Source organism: Amycolatopsis orientalis DSM 40040 = KCTC 9412, from assembly GCF_000478275.1.
GTDB classification, from domain to species: Bacteria; Actinomycetota; Actinomycetes; order Mycobacteriales; family Pseudonocardiaceae; genus Amycolatopsis; species Amycolatopsis orientalis.
This window is the reverse complement of record NZ_ASJB01000046.1, coordinates 179,241-201,966: the sequence shown is the minus strand read 5'-3', so window position 1 is coordinate 201,966 and position 22,726 is coordinate 179,241. Positions and strand designations below refer to the sequence as shown.

20 protein-coding genes are annotated in these 22,726 nt (G+C 69.8%); 6 read left to right on the top strand and 14 right to left on the bottom strand.

Annotation, left to right across the window (positions count from 1 at the left end):
- Nucleotides 1–72: 72 nt before the first annotated feature.
- The 7 genes from L324_RS15840 to L324_RS15810 all read right to left on the bottom strand — a co-directional run bounded on the left by L324_RS15840 (nucleotide 73) and on the right by L324_RS15810 (nucleotide 9,495).
- Nucleotides 73–1,242: a Gfo/Idh/MocA family protein gene (locus tag L324_RS15840; RefSeq protein WP_037308057.1), complete on the bottom strand. Its 1,170-nt coding sequence runs from the start codon at nucleotides 1,240–1,242 to the stop codon at nucleotides 73–75.
- 40 nt (nucleotides 1,243–1,282) lie between these two features.
- Complete coding sequence (locus L324_RS15835; RefSeq protein WP_037308054.1) at nucleotides 1,283–2,335, bottom strand: substrate-binding domain-containing protein; 1,053 nt, start codon at nucleotides 2,333–2,335, stop codon at nucleotides 1,283–1,285.
- Between the two features lie 22 nt (nucleotides 2,336–2,357).
- The gene (locus L324_RS15830; protein WP_235783546.1) at nucleotides 2,358–3,335 is read right to left on the bottom strand and encodes an ABC transporter permease; all 978 of its coding nucleotides are present in this window, start codon (nucleotides 3,333–3,335) and stop codon (nucleotides 2,358–2,360) included.
- Between the two features lie 35 nt (nucleotides 3,336–3,370).
- The gene (locus L324_RS15825; protein ID WP_037308051.1) at nucleotides 3,371–4,873 is read right to left on the bottom strand and encodes a sugar ABC transporter ATP-binding protein; all 1,503 of its coding nucleotides are present in this window, start codon (nucleotides 4,871–4,873) and stop codon (nucleotides 3,371–3,373) included.
- Nucleotides 4,870–6,108 (bottom strand): ROK family transcriptional regulator, encoded by a 1,239-nt coding sequence (locus L324_RS15820; protein ID WP_037308048.1) that lies wholly within the window; start codon nucleotides 6,106–6,108, stop codon nucleotides 4,870–4,872. The genes L324_RS15825 and L324_RS15820 overlap by 4 nt, the downstream gene beginning before the upstream one ends.
- 688 nt (nucleotides 6,109–6,796) lie before the next feature.
- A complete protein-coding gene (locus tag L324_RS15815) occupies nucleotides 6,797–7,999 on the bottom strand; it encodes an ROK family transcriptional regulator (RefSeq protein WP_037308045.1) in 1,203 nt (400 codons plus the stop codon).
- A gap of 116 nt (nucleotides 8,000–8,115) precedes the next feature.
- On the bottom strand, nucleotides 8,116–9,495 hold the full coding sequence (locus L324_RS15810) for a DHA2 family efflux MFS transporter permease subunit (protein WP_037308042.1): 1,380 nt from the start codon (nucleotides 9,493–9,495) through the stop codon (nucleotides 8,116–8,118).
- 92 nt (nucleotides 9,496–9,587) lie between these two features.
- Here L324_RS15810 and L324_RS15805 point away from each other — a divergent pair, with 92 nt between their 5' ends.
- Entirely contained in the window at nucleotides 9,588–10,151 is a 564-nt protein-coding gene (locus L324_RS15805) for a TetR/AcrR family transcriptional regulator C-terminal domain-containing protein (RefSeq protein WP_037308039.1), read from the top strand.
- Nucleotides 10,152–10,514: 363 nt separating this feature from the next.
- Here L324_RS15805 and L324_RS15800 read toward each other — a convergent pair whose 3' ends face one another.
- Nucleotides 10,515–11,195 carry a class I SAM-dependent methyltransferase gene (locus L324_RS15800; RefSeq protein WP_201769660.1) on the bottom strand — a complete coding sequence of 227 codons (681 nt, stop codon included), beginning with the start codon at nucleotides 11,193–11,195 and terminating at the stop codon, nucleotides 10,515–10,517.
- Nucleotides 11,192–12,091: an SRPBCC family protein gene (locus tag L324_RS15795; RefSeq protein ID WP_051173922.1), complete on the bottom strand. Its 900-nt coding sequence runs from the start codon at nucleotides 12,089–12,091 to the stop codon at nucleotides 11,192–11,194. The genes L324_RS15800 and L324_RS15795 overlap by 4 nt, the downstream gene beginning before the upstream one ends.
- 147 nt (nucleotides 12,092–12,238) lie before the next feature.
- On the opposite strand from L324_RS15795, the gene L324_RS15790 reads away from it, so the two are divergent.
- Nucleotides 12,239–12,646, top strand: coding sequence for a nuclear transport factor 2 family protein (locus L324_RS15790; protein WP_037308033.1), 408 nt, complete (start codon nucleotides 12,239–12,241; stop codon nucleotides 12,644–12,646).
- Nucleotides 12,647–12,734: 88 nt separating this feature from the next.
- On the opposite strand, the gene L324_RS15785 is transcribed toward L324_RS15790, so the two are convergent.
- Genes L324_RS15785 through L324_RS15770 form a run of 4 tightly spaced genes read right to left on the bottom strand, consistent with a single transcriptional unit; the run spans nucleotide 12,735 to nucleotide 16,644 of the window.
- Nucleotides 12,735–13,697 carry an acyltransferase domain-containing protein gene (locus L324_RS15785; RefSeq protein ID WP_051173921.1) on the bottom strand — a complete coding sequence of 321 codons (963 nt, stop codon included), beginning with the start codon at nucleotides 13,695–13,697 and terminating at the stop codon, nucleotides 12,735–12,737.
- A 55-nt stretch (nucleotides 13,698–13,752) separates the two neighbouring features.
- Entirely contained in the window at nucleotides 13,753–14,775 is a 1,023-nt protein-coding gene (locus L324_RS15780) for a methyltransferase (protein WP_037308031.1), read from the bottom strand.
- Nucleotides 14,772–15,077 carry an antibiotic biosynthesis monooxygenase family protein gene (locus L324_RS15775; RefSeq protein ID WP_051173920.1) on the bottom strand — a complete coding sequence of 102 codons (306 nt, stop codon included), beginning with the start codon at nucleotides 15,075–15,077 and terminating at the stop codon, nucleotides 14,772–14,774. The genes L324_RS15780 and L324_RS15775 overlap by 4 nt, the downstream gene beginning before the upstream one ends.
- A 1-nt stretch (nucleotide 15,078) precedes the next feature.
- The gene (locus L324_RS15770; RefSeq protein WP_051173919.1) at nucleotides 15,079–16,644 is read right to left on the bottom strand and encodes a class I adenylate-forming enzyme family protein; all 1,566 of its coding nucleotides are present in this window, start codon (nucleotides 16,642–16,644) and stop codon (nucleotides 15,079–15,081) included.
- A gap of 160 nt (nucleotides 16,645–16,804) precedes the next feature.
- Between L324_RS15770 and L324_RS15765 the strand changes: the two genes are divergently transcribed.
- The 3 genes from L324_RS15765 to L324_RS15755 all read left to right on the top strand — a co-directional run bounded on the left by L324_RS15765 (nucleotide 16,805) and on the right by L324_RS15755 (nucleotide 20,167).
- Entirely contained in the window at nucleotides 16,805–18,433 is a 1,629-nt protein-coding gene (locus tag L324_RS15765) for an FAD-dependent oxidoreductase (protein WP_037308025.1), read from the top strand.
- Nucleotide 18,434: 1 nt separating this feature from the next.
- Nucleotides 18,435–19,211, top strand: coding sequence for a cyclase family protein (locus tag L324_RS15760; RefSeq protein WP_037308022.1), 777 nt, complete (start codon nucleotides 18,435–18,437; stop codon nucleotides 19,209–19,211).
- Nucleotides 19,212–19,384: 173 nt separating this feature from the next.
- Nucleotides 19,385–20,167: an AfsR/SARP family transcriptional regulator gene (locus L324_RS15755; RefSeq protein ID WP_051173918.1), complete on the top strand. Its 783-nt coding sequence runs from the start codon at nucleotides 19,385–19,387 to the stop codon at nucleotides 20,165–20,167.
- 87 nt (nucleotides 20,168–20,254) lie between these two features.
- On the opposite strand, the gene L324_RS15750 is transcribed toward L324_RS15755, so the two are convergent.
- Nucleotides 20,255–21,511 carry a beta-ketoacyl-[acyl-carrier-protein] synthase family protein gene (locus tag L324_RS15750; protein ID WP_037308019.1) on the bottom strand — a complete coding sequence of 419 codons (1,257 nt, stop codon included), beginning with the start codon at nucleotides 21,509–21,511 and terminating at the stop codon, nucleotides 20,255–20,257.
- A gap of 171 nt (nucleotides 21,512–21,682) precedes the next feature.
- On the opposite strand from L324_RS15750, the gene L324_RS15745 reads away from it, so the two are divergent.
- Complete coding sequence (locus L324_RS15745) at nucleotides 21,683–22,720, top strand: methyltransferase (protein WP_051173917.1); 1,038 nt, start codon at nucleotides 21,683–21,685, stop codon at nucleotides 22,718–22,720.
- Nucleotides 22,721–22,726 lie beyond the last annotated feature (6 nt).

The window sequence follows — 22,726 nt, the reverse complement described above, 5'->3', positions numbered from 1 at the left end:
ATGGTCGGACGTTTCGGATCGAACCTAGTCGCAGTGAGGTATGTCCATGCGACTTTCGGCGGGATCTACTACTCAGTTACTTCCCCTCGTGGTGACGCCGGGCACAGTGGTCCATCGGGCCTCTTCCGCGGCACTGCGCTCGACCGCGTCGAGGACCATCTGAACCCTCAACCCGTCCTCGAAGGACGGTTCGGGATCCGCGCCCTCACCGATCGCGGCCAGCAGGTCGGCGACCTCGTGGGTGAAGGTGTGTTCGTAGCCGAGCAGGTGTCCCGGCGGCCACCACACCCCGACGTAGGGGTGCTCGGGTTCGGTGACCAGGATCCGGCGGAACCCAGCCTCGGTGACGGGACCGCCACCGTCGAAAAAGGACAGTTCGTTCATCGACTCGAAGTCGAACGCGAGGCTCGCCTTCGATCCGTTGATCTCCAGCCGCATCGAGTTCTTGCGGCCCAGCGCGTACCGGGTCGCCTCGAAACTCGCCACCGCCCCGCCGGAGAACCGGCCGAGGAACAGCGCGGCGTCGTCGACCGTGACCTGTCCCGTACCGCCCTGGCCGTCGGGCCGTTCGGAGACGAAGGTGTTGGTCAAGGCGGAGACCCCGGTGATGGTCTCGCCGGTGACGAACTGGGCGGCGTCGACGATGTGCGCGCCGAGATCGCCCAGCGCGCCGGAACCCGCCTTGTCCTTGTTCAGCCGCCAAGTCATCGGCGACTCCGGATCCGACAGCCAGTCCTGCAGGTACATCGACCGCACGTGGCGGATCTCGCCGAGCGCCCCGCTCGCGACCAGCGTCCTGGCGTGCGCGAGCGCGGGCACCCGGCGGTAGTTGAACGCCACCATCGACCGGACGCCGTTGGCGCGTGCCTTCGCCGCCGCCTCCGCCATCGCCTCGGCTTCGGCGAGGCTGTTGGCCAGCGGTTTCTCGCACAGCACATGCTTTCCGGCTTCGAGCGCGGCGATCGCGATCTCGGCGTGGCTGTCACCCGGCGTGCAGATGTCGACCAGGTCGACGTCGTCGCGGGCGATCAGCGCGCGCCAGTCCGTCTCGACGTCCTCCCAGCCGAACCGCTCCGCCGCCGCCTTGGCCCGTCCTTCGTCACGGCCGCCGAGCACGGCGAGTCTCGGGATCAGCGGTGGGCTGAAGAACCGGTGCACACTGCGCCATGCCTGCGAATGCACCGCACCCATGAACGAGTGACCCACCATGCCGATCCCGATGGTTTCCTTTGCCGTGCTCATGCCCCTCCTAGGTCCGCCTGCGTGTGTCGGGATTGCTGGATCAGGAGTCGAAGCCGACGTCCATGTACTGGTCGACGTTCTCCTTGGTGACCACCGCGGAGTACGTGGTGATCTCGGACGGGATCTCGTGCTCGGCGAAATCGCCCGCGCCCTTGTTCTGGCCGAGCAGCCGGGCGAGCGAGATCGCGCTCGACGCCATCGACGGGCTGTAGAGCACCGTCGCCTTCAGCGGCTCGGCGTCGGACTTGATCAGGTTCATCGCGTTCTTCGAACCCGCGCCGCCGACCATCAGGAAGTTCTTGCGGTTGGCGTTGTTGATCGCCGCGATCACGCCGACACCCTGGTCGTCGTCGTGGTTCCAGAGCGCGTCCAGTTTGGGCGCGGACTGCAGCAGGTTCGAGGTCTGCTGCTCACCCGACTCCGGCGTGAACTGCGCCGAAACCCGAGGGCCGACCGCGAAACCCTGCCGTGCCAAGGCGTCCTTGAACCCCTTGCTGCGTTCCTGGGTCAGCGGCAGCGAGTCGATGCCCGCGACCTCGCCGATGACCGGGCTCGCGATGTTCTTCGCCTTCATCTGCTTGGCGATGTAGTTCCCGGCGTTGACGCCCATCCGGTAGTTGTCGCCGCCGATCCAGGTGCGGTACGCGAGCGGGGTGTCGAAGACGCGGTCGAGGTTGATCACCTGGATCCCGGCGTCCATCGCCTGCTGGCCGACGGCGGTGAGCGCCTTGCCGTCGAACGGCAGGATCACCAGCACGTTGACCTTGGCGTTGATCAGCGTCTCCACCTGGGAGATCTGCTGGTTGACGTCGTTGGTGCCCTCGGTCGCGTTGAGCGTGACCTCACTGAACTTCTGCGCCTGAGCGCGGGCGTTCTTGGTGATGGCCGCCATCCAGCCGTGGTCGGCCGCGGGCGCCGAGAACCCGATGGTGACGGGGTTCCCGGGCTGCGAGTTCGCCCCGGCGTTGGCGACGTTGGCCGCGTTGTTCTGCGCCGGCGCCTCGTTCGAGGTGCACGCGGTCAGCAGCGCACCCGCTCCGACGGCCGCGCCTCCCAGCAGGAAGCGGCGGCGATGCAGGGATTGTTCGGTCATGACGATTCTCCATCCACGGTGATCAAGTACTCGTCTTTGTCTTCTTGACGGAGCGGAACTGCAGTAGCGCGGCCAGCACGATGATCACGCCCTTGGCGATGTTCTGGATGTCGGTGTCCAGGTTGTTGAGCGTGAAGATGTTGGACAGCACGGTGAAGATCAGCACGCCGATCAGGGTGCCGATGAGCGAGCCGCGGCCACCGGTGAGCAGGGTGCCGCCGATGACGACCGCCGCGATGGCGTCGAGTTCGTAGAGCATGCCGTTGGTCGAGGCGCCCGCGGTGGTGCGGGCGACGACCATCAGCGCGGCGATACCGCAGCACAGTCCGGCGACGCCGTAGACGAGTGCGGTGTGCCGCTTGACGTTGATCCCCGCCAGCCTCGACGCCTCGGCGTTGCCGCCGACCGCGAAGGTGCGGCGGCCGAACGTGGTGCGGTTCAGCAGCACCCAGCCGATGGCGAACACCAGCGCGAACATCCAGATCAGCACCGGGATGCCGAGCAGGTCACCGCGGAAGAAGTCGAGGAAGCCCGCCTCCGCCACCACCTGCGTACGGCGGCCGCTGATGCGTTCCGCGAGCCCGCGGGCCGAGACGTACATCGCCAGTGTCGCGATGAACGGCACGATCTTCCCGTAGGACACCAGGATGCCGTTGACCAGACCGCAGCCGAGGCCGACCAGGAGTCCACAAAGGATCATCACGAACGGGCCGTAGGACTGCGTGGCCAGTGTGGTCAGCCAGACGCTGGAGAGCGCCACGATCGACCCGACCGAGAGGTCGATGCCGCCGGCGATGATCACGAACGTCATCCCGACGCTGACCACGCCGATGGCCGCGGCCAGCCGGAGGATCGTCGAGATGTTGCCGTCGGTGAAGAACTGGTCCGGCCGGGTCACCTGGCCGATGACGCACAGGATCACCAGCACACCGGTCAGTCCCAGCAGCCGGGTGTCGAGCGCCAGGGTCTTCCGTTTTTCCTTGGGTGGCACGGGTTCCACGGCGTTTCCCGTACGCACCGACTCGGCTTGGTCAGTCACGCCGCACTCCCCTCGAGAATCACGTCGAGCACTTCCGCCTCTGTCAGCTCCGCGGACGGCTTTTCAGCCAGGACATGTCCTTCACGCAGCACCAGCACCCGGTCGGACAGTCCGAGTACTTCGGGGATCTCGCTGCTGACCAGCACGATCGCGACCCCGGTCGCGGCCAGTTCGGCGATGAGCCGGTACAGCTCCGCCCGCGCGCCGACGTCGACCCCGCGGGTCGGCTCGTCCAGCAGCAGCACCCGGCAGCCGCGGACCAGCCAGCGCGCGAGCACCGCCTTCTGCTGGTTGCCGCCGGACAGCGTGCGGATGATCCGCCGCGGATCGGCGGGCCGGAGATCGAGACGCCGCAGGCTTTCCCCGGCGTCTTCCAGTTCCCTCGACCGCTCGGTGAAGCCGAACGTCGCGTATCTGGTGAGGCTGGCCAGGGTCACGTTGTGCACCACGGGAAGGTCCAGCAGCAGGCCCTGGCTCTTGCGTTCCTCCGGGGCCAGCCCGATTCCGGCCTTGACCGCCGCGGACACACTGCCCGCCCGGACGGTCTTCCCGTCGACCGAGACCGAGCCCGCGTCCTGTTTGCGCGCGCCGAAGATCGTCTCCAGCAGTTCGCTGCGGCCCGAACCGACCAGGCCCGCGATGCCGACGACCTCACCGGCGTGCACGGTGAAACTCACGTTCTCGAATTCACCGGCGGTGGTCAGGTTCTCCACCTTGAGCACCTCGGTGTCCGGGTCCACGTGTTCCTGGTGACGCGGGCCGAACACGGTCTCGACCTTGCGGCCCGCCATCAGCGTGACGAGGTCCGAGGTCGGCGTCTCCTTGGCGTCGAGGCCGGTGGAGACGGTCTTGCCGTCCTTGAGCACGGTGACGCGGTGGCCGATCCGGCGCAGTTCTTCGAGCCGGTGGGAGATGTAGACGATCGCGACCCCCTCGGCGGTCAGTTCGCCGACGATGCGGAACAGGTTGTCGACCTCTTCCCCGGCCAGCGCCGCGGTGGGCTCGTCCATCACCAGCAGCTTGGCGTCGTAGGCGAGCGCCCGCGCCATCGAGACCAGCTGCTGCCCGGCGGCGGAGAGCTTGCCGACCTCGGTCGACGGCGCGATCTCGGGATGCCCGAGCCGGGCCATCAGTTTCGCGGCCATGGCGCGGGATTCACTGATCCGCGTGAAGCCGAACGACGCGCGTTCGCGGCCGAGGAAGATGTTGTCCGCCACGGAAAGTCCCGGCACCAGGTCGAGTTCCTGATACATGGTGGCGATGCCGAGCTTCAGCGCGGCGACCGGCGAGGGCAGCGTGACCGGCTCGCCCTGCCAGAAGATCTCGCCGCCGTCGGGACGGTGCGCCCCGGCGAGCGTCTTGATCAGCGTGGACTTGCCCGCGCCGTTCTGGCCGAGCAGGCAGTGCACCTCACCGGGTTCGACGTCGAAGTCGACCCCGTCGAGCGCGCGGACCCCCGGGAAGGTCTTCACGATCCCCCGGACCGAGAGCAAGGTCATGCCGGCGCCTCCGCTGTGTTCTCCGAAGAATCGACGAATGGGACGAGGGTCGGATCGGCGAAAAGCCGTTCGGTGGCAAGGTGCGCGGCTCCGCGCAGCGCCGCGGTGGTGCCCAGCGGGGACGGCTCGACGCGGCAGGAGGGCTCGTGGCCGAGCGGCCGCGCGGACAGTTCGCGGCGCACCGGCTCGACCAGCCACTCGCCCAGCTCGGCGAAGTACCCGCCGAGCACGACGACGTCCGGGTCGAGGACATCGACCACAGTGGACACCGCGATGCCGAGCGCGACCCCGAGTTCCGCGACCGCCGCGACCGCGCGCTGGTCACCGCGCTGCACGCGATGTTTGAGCAGCCCGACCCGGCCGTCGACGCCGAGCGCGGGGTCGTGCAGCGGGTCTCCCGGCGAGGCGGCGCCCCGCACCACGGCGTTGAGCCCGGCCTTGGTCTCCAGGCAGCCGATCCGGCCGCACTGGCACTGCTCGCCGGACTGGTCGACGGTGATATGCCCGACCTCGCCGGCGAAACCCCTGGCACCGCGCAGGATCGCGCCACCGGAGACGAGCCCGCCCCCGACGCCCATCCCGCCGCTGAGGTAGAAGAGTTCCCGGACCCCGCGCCCGGCGCCCGCGACCGACTCGCCGACCGCGCCGAGGTTGGCCTCGTTGTCGACCCCGATGGCGTCGGCCGCGAGGCCGAGCCGGGCGGCCAGCAGGTCGGCGATCTCGGCGTCGCGCCAGCGCAGCGTCGGGGCGAACCGCAACACGGCGGCGGCCGAGTCGACCAGGCCCGGCACGGAGACCGTGACCCCGACCGGCTGGTCGTCGCGCAGCACCTGACCGGCGAGGAAGGCGAGTTCGTCCATGCTGCGGTGGAGGCCGAGCGCGGCGACGTCCGCGGCCTCCGACCGTTCGGCGACGACACGGCCGTCGAGGTTCGTGACGACGGCGGCGAAGCGGTCGGCCTCGACGCTCAACGCGAGCCCGTACGCGCTCGCGCCGTTCAGCTCGACCAGCTGGCTCGGCCTGCCGTTGGCGCCTGCCTTGAGTCCGGCGGAGCGGACGAGACCGCGCTCGGACAGCTCGGCGATCAGCCCGGAGACGGCCCCCTTGGTGAGCCCGCACCGCGCGGCGAGCTGGGTACGCGACAGCGGCCCCGCGCGCAGCGCCCGCAGGAGCGCGGCGAGGTTCGCCGTGCGTGGGCTGACCGGGTCGAGCTGCCCGGATTCCGTCGCGGCCACACTGCCCTCACTTACGAATCGGCCGTAACAAACTTTGTTACTTAGCCAGCGAAAGTAGGGTGACTGCTGTCACTCGTCAAGGTGACAATAAGACAGAAATGCCCGCCGTCACCCGAATAGCCGTTCGGATCGGTACAGACTTTCGTACTTTTCGAGCAAAAGTCTGTACGATCTTGACGTTACTAATCGGAATCAGTTGAGTGCCCAACGTGCGGTGAAGGGCGCCCTCGGGTCCGTCACACAGTGCGGCCGGGAGGCACCTGCCGCCCGCGAACCGGGGCAACAGCTACACAGGGTGAAACCCGGTCCGTAGTCGACCAGCCGCCCCGATGGTCTCGCGGTGTCACTCGCGAAAGGCGCCGTCGGGCCACACGATCGTCACCGGCAGACCACGCGCACGCGCCGCCTCGACGACGTCGGCGGTCCCGCCATGACCGCCGGAGGGACCCCCGGTCCCAGACCGCGATCAGGGCCTCGATCCCGTCCAGCACCCGTTCGCTGGCCGCCATGCAGGCCTCGCGGCCGGACTCCGGGAACGGCAGGGTGTCGACGACCACCGCCCGAGCGAGCAGCTCGTCGAAGTCGGCCGCGTTGTCCGGTGAAGAGCATCGGCGATCAACGGCACGGTGGTCGTGGACAGATTCGAGTGCCCGGTGATTCCGATGCGGCGCAACGAAGTTCCACCGCCTCAGCTACTCAACGTGAACGCGCGGTCCGTGGCCGACCAGGCCGCGCCGATGACACCGGCGGTGTCGCCGAGTTCGGACAGCACGATCGGCAGGTTCCCGGTCGCCAGCGGCAGCGACCGCCGGTAGACCGAGCTGCGGATCTCGGCGAGCAGCTGATGGCCGAGCTGCGCCACGCCACCGCCGATCACGACCATGCCCGGGTTCACGAAACTCACCAGCGAGGCGACCACCTGACCGAGCCGCCGTCCGCCGTCGCGGATCAGGTTCACCGCGCCGAAGTCGCCCGACGCCGCCGCGCGGCCGACGTCCTGGGCGGTGATCGCGCCGCGGTCCGCGACGACGTCGGCGAGGTACGCCGACCGGCCGCTGCGCGCCAGCGTCAGCCCGTCGCGGGCCAGCGCGGCGCCGCCGAAGTACGCCTCGAGACAGCCCGTCTCGCCGCAGGCGCAGGTCGGGCCGTAGTCGTCGAGGCGGATGTGCCCGATGTCGCCCGCGGTACCCGCGACCCCGCGGTACACCTTGCCGCCGAGCACGATCCCGCAGCCGATACCGGTCCCGATCTTGACGAACACCAGGTCGTCGATGGAGCGGGCGACCCCGGCGTGCCGTTCCCCGAGGGCCATCGAGTTCACGTCGTTGTCGACGGTGACCGGGCAGCGCAGCAGCCCGCCGAGATGGTCGCGCACGGAGAACCGGTCCCAGCCGGGCATTATCGGCGGGGCGACCGCCATACCTTCGGCGAAGCTCACCGGTCCAGGCAGGCCGATCCCGGCGGCGATCAGCCTGCCCGGCACCTCTTCGCGGATCTTCTCCGCCAGCTCCACGACCCGTTTGAGGACGGCGTGCGGCCCTTTCCGGACGTCGCAGTCCTCGACGGTGTGCACCAGCACCTCGCACGAAGCGTCGGTGAGGGCGACCCCGACCGACGTCGCGCCGACGTCGACGGAGAGCACGCGCAGGTCTCCCGCCAGCCGCACCAGCGTCGAACGCCTGCCGCCCCGGCTCGCCGACGGACCCGCCGTCTCGACGAGGCCGACCTCGGCGAGGCGCGTGACCTCCGCACCCACCCGGGCACGCGGCAGCTCCAGCCGCTCCCCCAGTTCGACCCGGGACATCGGGCCCTCGTCCCGCAGCAAGGTGAGCAACTGGGTCTGGTGCCGGGTTTCGACCATCGGATGCTCCGTGGTGGATGCCGTGCTCATTCAGCTGAGCCTACGGCGTTCCGCACGCGGTGTCCCGAAGGCCACGGCCGGGACGCGCACCGGACATCCGGGACCGCCGTCGGCGTCCGGACGGGAACAAACCCACCGGCCCACCTTCAGTCCATTTTGGACATCCGGCGCCGGGACTCCGCGCGGACGAGGATCCACGACGGGATCAGCACGATCGCGGTCACCCCGACGATCCACCAGTGGGTGTCCGCGATGGCCTCCGCGCTGCCCGGGGCGGCGGCGAGCCGCGCGGAGACGACCGCGGTCAGGATGGACGTCCCGAAGGACGCACCGATCCGTTGCAGCATGGCGAAGATCGGCATGGCGTGCGAAATCCGTTCCTTGGCCACCAGGATCAGCCCGGCGGCGAGGGCCGGGGTCGTGGTCAGCCCGATGCCGCAGCCCCGGACGATCTGCACGGCCGAGAGCCATCCGTAGCCATCGGACCCGGTGAGCAGCGCCAACGGCACCGTGCCTGCGATCGTGACGATCAGCCCGGCGAAGATCACCCGCGCGCCACCGATCCGGTCGGTCAGCCTGCCCGCGAGGGGCAGCGCCACCACGGTTCCGAGTGCCAGCGGCGCGGTCAGGAGGCCGGTGGCGACGAGGCTTTCGTGCCGGACGTCGAGGTAGTAGAGCGGCAGGACGATCATCGCGCCGAACACCGCGATCCCCATGCAGAAGATCACGGCGGCGGCCGCGGCGAAGGCGCCGTCGCGGAACAGGCCCAGATCGAGCAACGGGGCCCGCGAGCGCAGCGCGGTGACGGCGAAGACGGCGAGCAGGATCGCACCGGCGATCGCCGGGAGCGGGGCGGGTTCGGCGACGCCGTAGACGAGTAACGGCAGGCCGGACACGGTGAGGAGCAGACCGCGCAGGTCCAGCGACCGCGCCGCTTCCGGGCTTTCCCTCGGCAGCCATTTCCGGCCCAGCAGCAGGCTGAGCACCGAGATCGGCACGTTCACCAGGAACAGCGCCGGCACGCCGAGTCCTTCGGCGAGCAGGCTGCCGGACAGCGTGCCGAGCACCGGCGCGAGATAGATCGGGATGCTCAGCACGGTCATCATCCGGCCGAGCCGCTTCGGCCCCGCCGCCACCGCGAACAGGATCTGCCCCGCCGGGACCAGCAGCCCGCCCGCGGCGCCTTGCAGGACACGGAAAACGATGAGCGCCTCGATCGACGTCGCCGCCGCGCAGAGCCCCGAGAACAGCGCGAACAGGCCGACGCAGCCCAGCCAGAGCCTGGTCGCCCCGAACCGGCGACTCGCCCAGCCGCTGACCGGCACCATCGCGGCGAGCGCGAGCAGGTAACCGGTGGCGATCCACTGAGCTGTCCCGAGCGGTGCGTGGAACTCCGCCGCGATCGTGCCGAGCGCGACGTTGACGACCGTCGACGTGAACATCGACAGGAATCCGCCGAGGGTCAGGATCGCCGCCATCCCCCACAGGGCGGGAGTGATGCGCTCGTCCCCGGGACACCCGATCATCCCACCAGCCAATCTTATCGGCGTTAAGATCTTAACAGTGATAAGATTCGGTCGAGTTGTCAAGTCCACAGCGGACGGGCGAAAGTGTGCGCATGGTCGTGAGACGGGATGGCTACGTTCGAGCCGCGCTCGAACTCCTCGACGAGGTCGGGCTCGACGGCTTGAGCCTGCGCAAGCTCGGGGAAAAGCTCGGCGTGCGTGGCCCCGCGCTCTACACGCACTTCAAGAGCAAGCAGGCACTGCTCGACCAGATGGCCGAAACCATGCTGGACGACGAACTCGCGCCGCTGGGCGATCCCGCGGCGGGCGACTGGGCCGCGTGGCTGACCCGGCGCGCCCGCACCATCCGCCGCACCCTGCTGTCCTACCGGGACGGCGCGCGCCTGCACGCCGGCTCCCGCCCCACCGAGCGTTCGGCGATGACGCCGCTGATCGAACCGTTGCTGGCAGCCGGTTTCACCGAAGAAGACGCGACGCACGCGATTCTCGCCATCAGCCGGTACACCCTCGGCTGCGCGATCGACGAACAGCAGCGCGCCGAGGACGACCACGACGAGGATCCGGCCGCCTCGTTCGAATACGGGCTCTCCCGCTTGATCGCCGGGCTCCGCGCCGACGTCGCCGTCGCGAAGCCGCCGGACCAGGACGTTGCCTGACGGGGCTCGCGAAGCCGGTCCGTGAAGGTCGGGTCCCGGCGAAGTCGGCATTTTGCAGGTCGGGCACCTCTTCGTCATGGTCCAGCCGTCGGTGAAGGAATTGGGACGTTGAGTGTCCCAATTCCTTCATGGGCGCGGGGCACGCCGGTTTGTGAAGCTTGATCAACAGAGGATCGGGGACATGCACCCCAGAACCTGGCACAACCCGAGTGGGGAAGGAGTCCTTCACGGACTTCCAAGGTCGGGTCCCGGCGAAGTCGGCATTTTGCAGGTCGGGCACCTCTTCGTCGTTGCACACCCCGAGTGTGGAGGATTTGGGACGTTGAACGTCCCAAATCCTCCACACTCGAACCCTGACCTCGGTCAGAGCACCGTCACCTCGAACAACCCCACCGAACCCTGTGCCCACAAGCGATAGCGCGAGAACCGCGCGGCCAGCTGAGCGTCCAGTTCCTCGAAGGAGTCTTCGAGGTTGTTCATCACGCCGTCGCCGTTGAGCGATTCCAGCGCCTTCGGCGCCAGCTTGCCGTGCTCGACGCCGCGCGCGAGCACGGTGCTGCCGAAGATCCGGCCGCCGGGTTCGACGTAGGGCAGCACCTGGTCGAACACCGTCGCCTTGTGCGCCATCGAACCGGGCAGGCAGTGCAGCAGGAAGTTCAGGCCCACCGAACCGAAGCGCGCCTCGCCGAGGTCGAGCGGTTCGAACACGTCACGCCGGTAGGCCTCGGGGCGGTACCGCGCCAGCCGCGCACCGGTGCGGCGCAGGGCGTCTTCGTTGAGGTCCAGCAACACGATCGACGGATCCGGGACCGGGAACCGAGCCTTGTCGAGGAAGTACCCGGTGCCGGGACCGAGGTCGAGGTGCCGCCCGTCGACGTTGCGGTCGTACAGCCGTTTCATCTGGGTACTCGGGCAGCGCCACACCCGCGAGCACACGAATCCGAGCACCCACAGGTCATACGCGGCGAGGATGGGCTTCCGGCTGTAGACGGCCGCGCCGGCGAGCACCTCGTCCGTGCGGGGTTCGAGCGTTCCCCCGGTCATTTGGCGCGCTCCTCGGCGTACTCCTTGGTCAGGCGGAGGTTGCCCATGCTATTGGCGCTCAGCACCTTCCGCAGGTACCGGCGGGCGCCTTCGACGGTGGTGCCCTCCCCCAGGAGATGCAGGCCCTCCGGCCTGATGGTGCAGGTGTGCCGCGCGCCGAGCAGGATCCCTTCCGGCGTCTCGGTGAACGTCCAGTGGCCGGTGTGCGCGTCCATCGTGGCGGGCGGCTTGATCTGCTTGTAGACGATCTTGTTGCCGCTCAGGCAGATCCGGACCGAACGGGTGGTGTGCTCCGAACCGTCCGCGGAGCGCGTGTCCATGTCGAAGAACTGGACCGTCGGCGAGGGCTGCTCCAGATCGAGGGCGAGCACGTGCGGAACGCGCTCCGGCCACTTGTCCGCCTCGAACAGGTAGTCGTAGCAGTCCTCCAGTCCACCGGAGACGAAAAGCGGGTCCTCGAAGGAGATGACCAGGCGGTCCAGTTCCTCCGCCCGCTCGGCCCGGTCGCGGACGGCGTCCAGGAATTCGCGGCACCCGTCCGCGAGAGCCTCGTCGGCTTCCCTGCTGCCGGCGGAGACCTCCGCCCGGACCCGCAGCGCCGTCTTGCCGTACGGCTGTTCCTCGACGGTCCAGGTGGTGACGTCCGGCGCGCCGCCGACCTCGCGGACCGCGATGACCTGCGTGCCGTCGTCGGACAGACGGCGCCGCTCACGCCAGGTCTGCACGCTGTGGTCGTCGACGAGCATCCAGTGCTGGATCAGGTCGGGTTCGAGGAATTCGGCGTGCACGGCCGGTCGGTACCACTGTGGCCAGGAAGTCACGTCACAGATCAGCTGGCGGACCAGTTCGGCGGGAGCCGCCACCATCACCTGGTCTTCGACGATCGATTTCCGCACTGCTGTCTCCATTCCTCGTCGGCTGGGTACGCCCACGATCGCGGCCCGGCTTCGAGCAGACGTCCAGCAGGGATGGACGCCTCGCGCGCGAACGGGAATCGAAGCCGCCGGGTGATCCTCGGTGGACACCGAGGATGAGGAGACACCGTGAGCCCGTATGTCGAGGTCCAGCAGTTCTACGCGCGGCACATGCACCTGCTCGACGCCGGTGCCGCCGAGGAGTGGGCGGCCACCTTCACCGAGGACGGCACCTTCACCGGCCCCGGCGAGCCGGAACCGCTGCGCGGCCGTGCCGAACTGATCGCGACCATGAGCAAGGCCGCGGCCGAGCAGAAGGCCGCCGGCGAGCAGCGGCGGCACTGGCACGGGATGGTGGACGTCGAGGAACTGCCCGACGGGAACCTCCAGGCGACGTGCTACGCGCTGGTGTTCTCGACGTTCCAGGGCAAGGATCCCCAGTTGCGCCGGACCTGCGTCTGCCGGGACATCCTGGTGCGAGAGAACGGCGAACTGCGCGTGAAGGCCCGCTTCGTGACGCGCGACGACCTGCCCTGACCGTCTCCTGTTGCGCGTGAAGGCCCCCTTCCCTCGGCTGAGAAGAGGGAAGGGGGCCTTCACGCGCAAAACGATCGGTACCAGGCGGTCAGTCCAGGGAGGCAAGCGAGTCCAGGGAGTCCAGGAGTGCGGTCCAGGTGGTGCGCGTTCCGGTGGCGGTGGTCGGCAGGGCGCCGAGCACCCGGTGACCACCGCCGCGGACCCGCGGATGCCGCAGGGCCAGCAGGGAAAGCCCACGTGGACCGAGGTCCAGCAGGATCCGCGCGCCGCCGTCGAGCAGACTGTCCAAAGCGGACCGGAAGCGGACCGGGGCGGCCAGCTGCCCGGCCCAGAACTCCGGGCTCACCGCCTCGTCGGCGGTCACCGGCGAAGCCGTTCTGGTGGAATACACCGGGATCGACGGCGGACGCAGGTCCGCGGCGGTGAACCCGGCTTCGAACCGGGTCGCCGCCTCGGCCACGGCCGGGGAATGGAACGGTTGCCGGGCCGCGACGCGCTGGTGGACCAGGCCCGCCCCGGCGAGCCGGACGGCCACCTCCGCGAGCGGCCCCGCCGGACCGGCCAGCACTGTCTGCGCGGGAGCGTTGTACGCGCCGATCACGACCTCACCGGTCAGGTACGGGGTGAGGACTTCGGGGCGGGCCGCGACGGCGAGGAGTCCTCCGGCGGGCACCTCGCCCAGCACGCGGCTCCGGCAGGACAGGATCCGCGCCGCGTGCGGCAGGTCGAAGACCCCCGCGAGCGCGGCCGCGGCCAACTCGCCGATGCTGTGTCCCAGCAACGCGGACGGCACGACGCCGCGCGCGATCAGCGTCCGGCCGAGCGCGTATCCGACGGCGAACAACAACGGCTGCGCCCTCGACGCGTCTTCCAGCGGTACCGACGGTTCCGCGCTGAGCCAATCCCGGCGCAGGGCCGCGCCCTCGGCGCCGAGCAAGCCGAACAGTTCGTCCAGCACGGCGGTGAACACGGGCTCCTCGCCGTACAGCTCCACGGCCATGCCCTGGTGCTGAGCGCCCTGGCCGGGCAACAGGAAGGCGATGTCGGACACGACGTCCTCTCGGCAAGGTGCCCGCCGGCCCCTCGGGACCGGCGGGCACGGCCCGCTATTCCGGAACGGTGCAGGTGAACAGATGGAGATAGGAGTTCACCGGGCGCACCTCGTCGAGGCGCAGCCCCGACCGCCGGACGAGGTCCGCGAGCCCGTCCCTGGTGTGCTTGCGGCCGCCGACGTTCAGCAGCAGCAACAGATCCATCGCCGTGGTGAACTTCAGTTCCGGGCTGCCGTCGAGCAGGTTCTCCAGGACGAACACCCGTGCTCCCGGACGGCCCTCGGCGATCCCGCGCAGCGTGGCGATGGTGCTTTCGTCATCCCATTCGAGGATGTTCTTCAGCACGTACACATCCGCGTCCGCGGCGACGCCGTGGCGGCAGTCACCGGGCACGAGCGCGGTCCGGGACGCCAGCGGCCCCTCACCGACGAGGCGGGGATCGGCGTTGGCGACGACCTCCGGCAGGTCGAACAGCACACCGCGGAGACCGGGGTGGCGTTCGAGCAACGTCGCCAGGACATGCCCCTGGCCACCGGCGATGTCGGCGACCACTTCGGCGCCGGAGAGGTCCAGCTCGTCCGCGATGGCGATCGCGGAAAGCCTGCTCGACTGCGTCATCGCGCGGTCGAAGATCTCCGCCGACTCCGGGGCTTCGGCGTGGAGGTAGCCGAAGAAGTCCTTGCCGTGCAAGTCTTCGAAGACCGGTTCACCGGTGCGGACGGCCTCGTCGAGGTGCGGCCACAGCGTCCACGTCCACGGCTCGGTCGCCCAGAGGGCGCTGTACTTCAGGCTGCGGGGCGCGTCTTCGCGAAGCAGCTTCGACATGTCCGTATGCACGAAGCCGTCGTCCGGCGCCTCGGCGAAGATGCCGTTGCTGGCCAGCGCTCGCAGCAGCCGTCGCAGCGCCCCGGTGTCCACGCCCAGCCGATCGGCCACTGTGGACACCGGCTCGGCTTCGTCGCCGATGGCGTCCGCGAGCCCGAGCCGGGCCGCCGCACGGACGGCGGCCGCGCAGGCGGCGCTCAGGAACAGCTCCCGGAAGCGCCGCACCGAACGCGGCAGGGCCGTCGCGCTCACCGGGTCACCTCGGCGGCGTCGTGCCCGGAAACCTGTTCGTAGGTGGCGAATTCGACGGTGGCGTGCTTCAGCAGCTCACCGAGCGGCTCGCGGAATCCCGGCTGCCCGGTGGCCCGCTTGTGCAGGTCCGCGTTCTCCCATTCGGCGATTTCCACGTATTCGAGGGGGTTCTTCGAGTTCCGGTACAGCCGGTGGGTCCGGAAACCGGGCTGGGCCGCCATATGCTCGGAGATCCGGCCGATGATCCGCTGGTAGTCCGCCAGGTCACCGGTCACGGTCATCCGGTCGATGAAGATGAACACGCTAGCTCCTTGTCTTCGCCATCAACTGTTCTCGCAGATCACGCCGCTGCACCTTGCCCGTCGGCGACCGGTGGACCGAGTCGGCGAAATGGACTCCGTGCAGGTGTTCGTAGTAGGGCAGCCGGGTGTTGACGAAGGTCGCCAGTTCCCCGGCCGTGGCCGGTTCGGCCGAGGGGACGACGACGGCGTGCGCGACCGCCCCGCTGAATTCGTGGGGCAGGTCGAGGACGACGCAGTCGGCGACCCCGGGATGCCGGAGCAGTACCTTCTCGATCTCGCTGGGGGTCACCAGCCAGTTGTCGCATTTGAAGACGTCCTTGATCCGGTCCACGACGAACAGGTAGCCGTCCTCGTCGTGATGGCCGACGTCGCCGGTGGCGAGCCAGCCGCCGGGCAGATCCTCGGCCGCGTCCCGGCCGAGGTAGCCGAGCATCAGCTGCGGGCCGCGGACCTGGATCTCCCCGTTCGAGCCCGGTTCGAGCGGCACCCCGGTGTCGAGGTCGACGACGCGGGCGAACGTGCCGGGGACGGGCGGTCCGGACGAGCCCGTCTTGGGCCGGTCGAGACTGCCGAGGTGGGTCGACGGCGCCGTCTCGGCCAGCCCGAAACCCTGGACGACCGGCACGCCGAACGCGGCGGACAGGGTGTCCGTCGCGGACGGCGGCATCGCCGAACCGCCGGAGAGGATCGCCTGGAGCGACGGCACCCGCAGCGTGGGCAGCTCCGGCCGGGCGGCCAGCCTGGCCAGCCGCACCGGCAGGCTGTAGAAATGCGTCCCGCCTTCGGCCCGCGCCGTCGCGATCGCCCCGAGGAGGTCGTCTCCGGGACACAGCACGTGCCGGGCCGCGACGGTGACGCCGATCGTCAGGTGCATCAGGTGAAAGGTCGGCAAGTGGTTCACCAGTACCGAATCCGCCGACAACCGGTGGCACCACGCGGTCTGCGCCGCGTTGACGGTGAGGTTCCGGTGGCTGAGCCGCACCGCCTTGGCCGGTCCGGTGGTGCCGCTGGTGAACTGCAGGCAGGCGAGATCGTCCGGCCCGGCGGAGGGTTCCGGCAGCACCGCCTCGGGGGCCGCGGCGATCAGATCGTCCATTGAGGACAGACCGGTCACCGCGCCGTCGCCGAGCAGGAAGACGTTCTCCAGTGCGGGCAACCGATCGCGGACCGCCGCGAGCACCCGGTGCTGGCCTTCGGTGACGAACGCCGTCCTCGCCCCGCAGAGCGCCAGCACGTGCGCGAGCGCCTCTTCCCGCAGCAGCGGATTGACGAGCGCGCTCACCGCACCCGCCTTCGCGATCCCGAAGAACCCGATGGCGAACCGCCGGTCGAGTGCCATCGGCAGGGCCACGACGTCACCCGGCCCGATCCCCATCGCCCGCAGTGCCAGCGCGAACCGGGTCGAGGCCCGGTCGAGTTCGGCGTAGGTGAGCGAGGCGACCGCGAGCCTGCCGGGCGCGGCGCCCACCGCCCGTTCGAGCAGCTGCTCGACCCGCGGCCCGCCGGGCAGCGCGCCCAGTACCGCGAGCGGCGGACCCGCCACCACCCCGTGCTCCTCTTCCGGCATCGAGTCGGCTCCTTTCCGGACTTGGTCGGATCGACGGTGCGGCAAGGCGTTCGGCCGCGGTTCGAGTGACCGCCGAGCCGCTGCTCGAACGAGCGGCGTCCGGGAATCGAAGCCGGCCTTGGACTCTCCCGTGGTTGCCCGGAGAAGGAGTGAACCGCTGATGGAGCAGATCCCAGACGTCCTCGTGGCCGGTGCGGGACCGGTCGGCCTCACCGCCGCGCTCGAACTCACCCGGCGCGGGGTGCGGGTCCGCGTGGTCGACCGCGCCGACGGCCCCGCGGTGACCAGCCGCGCGACCGCCACCCACGCCCGCACCCTCGAGATCTACGAACAGATGGGCCTGGCCGGGGAGATCCTCGGCCGAGGACAGCGTGTCGACGGTTTCACCATGCACCGCAACGGCCGCGCGATGATCCGGTTCGGCAGCGGGTACGACCACCTGCCCACCCGGTACCCCTTCACCCTGCAGATCGACCAGGTCCTCACCGAGGAGGTGCTCCGGACCGCGCTGGCCGGGCACGGCGTCGAAGTCGAATGGGGGGTCGAACTGACCCGCCTCGAACAGGACGCGAACGAGGTGACCGGTTGGCTGCGGCACGCCTCCGGCCGGGAAGAGCGGTGCGTCGTCCCGTGGCTGATCGGGGCCGACGGCGGGCACAGCACGGTCCGCCGTGCCCTCGGGCTGAAGCTGGCGGGCGAGTCGACGGAGACGTGGCTGATCGCCGACGCCGTCCTCGACGCCGACCTGCCGCGCGACAGCCTGCACTGGATCCACGGCGACGACGGCACGGTGCTGATGGTGCCGTTCCCCGCTCCCGGCAAGTGGCGGCTGGTCGACACCGCCGACACCGCCCAGTCCGCCGACCCCCGCCAGGTCGCCGAACGGTTCCGGGCCAAGATCACCCGGGCGCTCGGCCGCGAGGTCCGCGTGGAGCTGCCGACGTGGGTTTCGGTGTTCACCATCCAGCAGCGCATGATCGACCGGATGCGCGAGGGCCGGTGCTTCGTCGCGGGCGACGCGGCGCACGTGCACAGCCCGGCGTCGGGACAGGGTATGAACACCGGCGTCCAGGACGCGTACAACCTCGCGTGGAAGCTCGCCGACGTCATCCGCGGGCACGCGAGCGAGGAACTGCTGGACAGCTACCAGCACGAGCGGGCGCCGGTCGGCGAGACGCTGTTGCGCACCACGCGCACCGCGACCGCGCTGATCGCCCTGCGCAACGCCGTCGCGCCGGTCGCCCTGCCGCTCGGCTTGGGGTTCCTGAACCTGGTGAAGCCGCTGAAAAGGCGGGTCGAACGCAAGATCATGACCACCATGTCCGGACTGGCGCTGGACTACGCCGGCAGCCCGCTCAGCCTGGCCGCCGGGGACGGGACCGGGCTGCGGCCGGGCCACCGCGTCGCCTGGTCGGAGCGGGAGGCCGCCGCGCATCCCGGCTGGCGGGCGCTCGGCGCGGAACTCACCGACCCCCGGTGGACGCTGCTGGCCGACGCCGGGCAGGACGCGGCCGTGGCCGCCGTGCTCGACGACGTCATCGACGGGCACGGGGCGGGCGTCTCGGTCCGCACGCTGTCGGCGGCGCCGGTCCCGGTCTGCCGGGCGAAACCGCTCACCGACCCCGGCCGCGCGGTGCGGACCACGGTCGGGATCCCGGCCGGCGGGTTCGCGCTGATCAGGCCGGACGGCCATCTGGCGGCGAAGGGTTCGGTGACCGCGGAGCTGACCACCGTCCTGCGCGACGTCGGCCTGCGGCAGGCGAAAGCCATCCGGACCGAGGAGGTCTGACGTGCGGATCATCGATCTCTCGACGCCCGTCGACGCGAAGGTCTGGGAACCGAACCCCGTCGTGCACGAGGTGCTTTCCCCGGCCGAAGGCGCCGCGCACATGGCCGAAGGCATGCGGGACAACCACGGACTCGACTTCGATCCGGCCGTGCTGCCCGACGGCGAGTTGCTCAGCCTCGACACGATGACGCTGACCACGCACACCGGCACCCACGTGGACGCACCGTCGCACTACGGCACGAAGACGTCGTACGGGACTCCGCGCCACATCGACGAACTACCGCTCGAATGGTTCATCGGGCCGGGGGTGCTGCTCGACATCAGCGACGCGGGCACCGGCACGGTCGACGCCGCCCGCCTGCGCCGCGCCTGTGCGGACATCGGGCACACCCCGGGTCCCGGCGAGATCGTGCTGCTGCGCACCGGTGCGGACGTCCGGTCCGGTACCCCGGCCTATTTCACCGATTTCACCGGGCTCGACCGGTCGGCCACGGCGTTCCTGCTCGACCTGGGCGTGCGGGTGATCGGCACCGACGCGTTCAGTCTCGACGCGCCGTTCGGTCACATGATCCGCGAGTACCAGCGGACCGGGGACGACGGTGTGCTGTGGCCGTCACATTTCCTCGGCAGGGAACGCGAGTACTGCCAGATCGAGCGGCTGGCCAATCTCGCCGCGCTGCCCGCGCCGACCGGGTTCACCGTCAGCTGCCTGCCGGTGAAGCTCGCGGGCGCGGGTGCGGGCTGGGCACGCGCGGTCGCGCTCGTCGACGCGGACTGAGCGGGCGGCGGGGCATTCCCGGATGCCCCGCCGCCGGGCCGCGCGAGGGGTACCCCGGGGTTGAGGCGGACTGTTCCCCCGGACGGATGCGGACTCGTCGGCGAGCCCGTTTTCCCTGCCACTTAAGGCGATTTCGCTTCCGGAAGCGCGGTCGGGGCGGGTAGCAAGGAGCCATGATCTTCACCTTGCTGGGACCGCTCGAGGTCCACTTCGACGGAGAACTCGACCTGCCTTCGGCCACCAAGATCCGGTGGACACTGGCCCAATTGCTGCTGCGGGCGAACCAGGTCGTCGACCGGTCCGCCATCATCGACGAACTGTGGGGTGAACAGCCGCCGCGCAGCGCGCTCACCACCGCGCAGACCTACATCTACCAGCTCCGAAAACGGTACCGGTCAAGGTTTTCCGGTCCGTTCATCACCACCCGCGCTCCCGGCTACGTCCTGCACGCCGACCCGTCGGAGATCGACACGTTCGTCTTCGAGCGGCTGACCGAGGAAGGCGGGGCCGCGCTGGTCGCCGGTGACGCGGTGCGGGCGGCCGACCGGCTCCGCGCGGCTCTGGCCTTGTGGCGCGGACCGGTGCTTTCGGACATCCCGGCGGGCCCGGTGCTCACGCCCTACATCACGCATCTCGACGAGATCAGGATGCGCGCGCTGCGCATGCGGACACTTGCCGACGCGCATCTGGGGCGTTATCGCGAACTGATCCCGGAGCTGCGCTTCCTGACCCACGCGCATCCGTACGACGAATGGCTGCACGAACAGCTCATCGTGGCGCTGCACGCCGTCGGGCGGCGGGCGGACGCGCTCGAGACCTACCAGCGCCTGCAGCGCACTCTCGACCGCGAGCTGGGCATCGAGCCCTCACAGCCCCTGCACCAGCTGCATCACGACGTGCTGGTCGGCGTCGCGCGCCCGCGTTCGGCCGAGCACCTGCTCCAGTCCCTTCCGTGACCCCTGGAGCTGAAGGGCGCTTTCCCCGCATCTGATGCGGGGAAAGCGCCCTTCACCGCGTCGCATGCGGGGAAAGTTCCCTTCAGCTCAGGGGCGGGTGAGGACCATCGCGCTCTGGAAGCCGCCGAAGCCGCTCGACACGCTCAACACCGCGTTAGTCCGCTGCTCGCGAGCGGTCACCGGCACGTAGTCGAGATCGAGTTCGGGGTCGGGCTCGGTCAGGTTGGCCGTCGGCGGGATCACCGAATGCTCGATGGCGAGCGCGCAGGCGACCACCTCCAGCGCGCAGACGGCGCCGAGCGAATGCCCGATCATGGACTTGATCGAACTGACCGGCACGCGGTACGCGTGCCGGCCGAGACTCCGTTTGTACGCCGCCGTTTCGTGCAGATCGTTCTGTTTGGTCGCGGAACCGTGCGCGTTGACGTAGTCGAGGGCGGCCGGGTCGAGCCGCGCCATGTCCATGGCCGAAGTGATCGCGTCGGCGAGTTCCACGCCGTCGGGCCGGAGGCCGGTCATCGAATAGGCGTTGCTGCGGGACGCGTGCCCCGCGATCTCGGCGTAGATGTGCGCACCGCGGCGCCGGGCGTGTTCGTACTCCTCCAGTACGAGCAGTGCCGCCCCCTCGGCGAGGGCGAACCCGTTGCGGGTGCGGTCGAACGGCCGGGACGCGGTCGCCGGATCGTCGTTGCGCGGCGTGGTGGCCTTGATCGCGTCGAAACAGGCCACGGTGATCGGGGAGATCGCCGCGTCGGAGGCGCCGGCGACCATGACGTCGGCCGCGCCGTCGGCGATCAGGTCACTCGCGTGGATCAGGACGTCGATCCCCGAGGTGCAGCCGGTGGAGACGATGCCGACCGGGCCCTGCGCGTCGGTCTCCCAAGCGATCTCCTTCGCCATCGAAGACGGCACGAAGTAGTCGTACAGATAGGGCGCGCCGTGCCGGTCGTCGACCAGCCAGCCGCTCCCCTCGTCGCTGACGATCGCGTACTCCCGGTCGAGGCTGATCGTCATCCCGCACGCGGTACCGACCATCACGCCGGTGCGTTCGGGCGTCACCGCGCCGTCGAGCCCGCTGTCGGCCAGCGCCTCACGCGCGGCGACGACGGCGAACTGCGTCGTCCGGTCCCACGCCCGGATCTGACGACGGCTCAGTCCGGCCGCCACCGGGTCGAAGTCGCATTCCGCGGCCACCCTCGACCGGAAAGGGCCGGCGTCGAACAGGGAAATGGTCCTGGTGGCCGTTCTTCCGGCGGTCAGGAGATCCCAGTAGTTCCGGGTGCCGATCCCGCCCGGGGCCACCACCCCGATCCCGGTCACCACCACTCGTCGCGCTCGCCGCATCCGCCACCTCTCTCTGCCGCTGGTACCGGCCGAGGATGCGCGCCCGCGCTCGTACGGGCTTCGACTCGCCTTGGACGCGGCGCGCTCGACGGCCGCACGAACCGGCGCTGTCACGGTGAACGCCGTCCACGGCGTGGTTCCCGCCGCGCCGGCCAGCGGAAAGGTGCTTCCATGCCCGAAGAAACCACGACCGCCGTGGCTCGTGCCCGAGCGGTGATCGAGCTGAACACCGCCTATTTCCGGGCGAAGGCGATGCAGAGCGCGGTGGAACTCGGCGTGTTCGAACTGCTCGCCGAAGCCCCGGCCACCGCCGAATCCGTCCGTCTCGCGCTCGGCGTGAAACACCGGCTGTTCCCGGAATTCCTGGACGTCCTGTGCGAACTCGGCCTGCTCGAAAGGGACGGTACCGGCTACCGCAACAGTGACCTGGCCTCGGAGTTCCTCGTCCCCGGCGCCCCGACGTATCTGGGCGGCACCGCCAAACAGCACGCGAACATGCACTACCACGCGTGGGGCAAACTCACCGAAGCGCTGCGGGAGGGCAAGGCGACGTCCCCGGTGGCGGGTCTCGGCCCCGCCGCCTACCCGACGGTGTACCAGGATCTCGACAAGGCCCGGCACGTGATGGCGCATATGGACGCGCACAACGGGTTCACCGGCGACGAGCTCGCCCGTGAGATCGACTGGAGCCGCTATCGCAGCTTCGCCGACATCGGCGGCGCACGGGGCAACGTCGCGGCGCGGATCGCGCTCGCCCACCCGCATCTGACCGGCGAGGTCTTCGACCTGCCGGGACTGGCGCCGCTGGCGGACGAACTGCTCAAGGATCTCGGCGTCGCCGACCGGGTGAAGTTCACCGGCGGCGACTTCTTCACCCAGCTGATGCCCGCGGTGGACGTCCTGATCCTGGGTCACGTCCTCGCCGACTGGCCCACCGAATCGCGGCTCGACCTGATCGACCGCGCGTACGCGGCACTTCCGCCCGGCGGGACGATCGTCGTCTACGACGCGATGATCGACCGCGCCGACGAACGGCTCGACACGTTGCTGCAGCGCATCAACAGCGCGATCATCCGCGACGACAACTCGCAGTACAGCGTCGAGGACTGCCGGGAATGGCTGGCGGCGGCCGGTTTCCGGAACGAACGCGCCTTCCGGACCGACACCATCACGCGCGACCACTTCGTGATCGCGGTCAAACCGAACTGAGGGAGC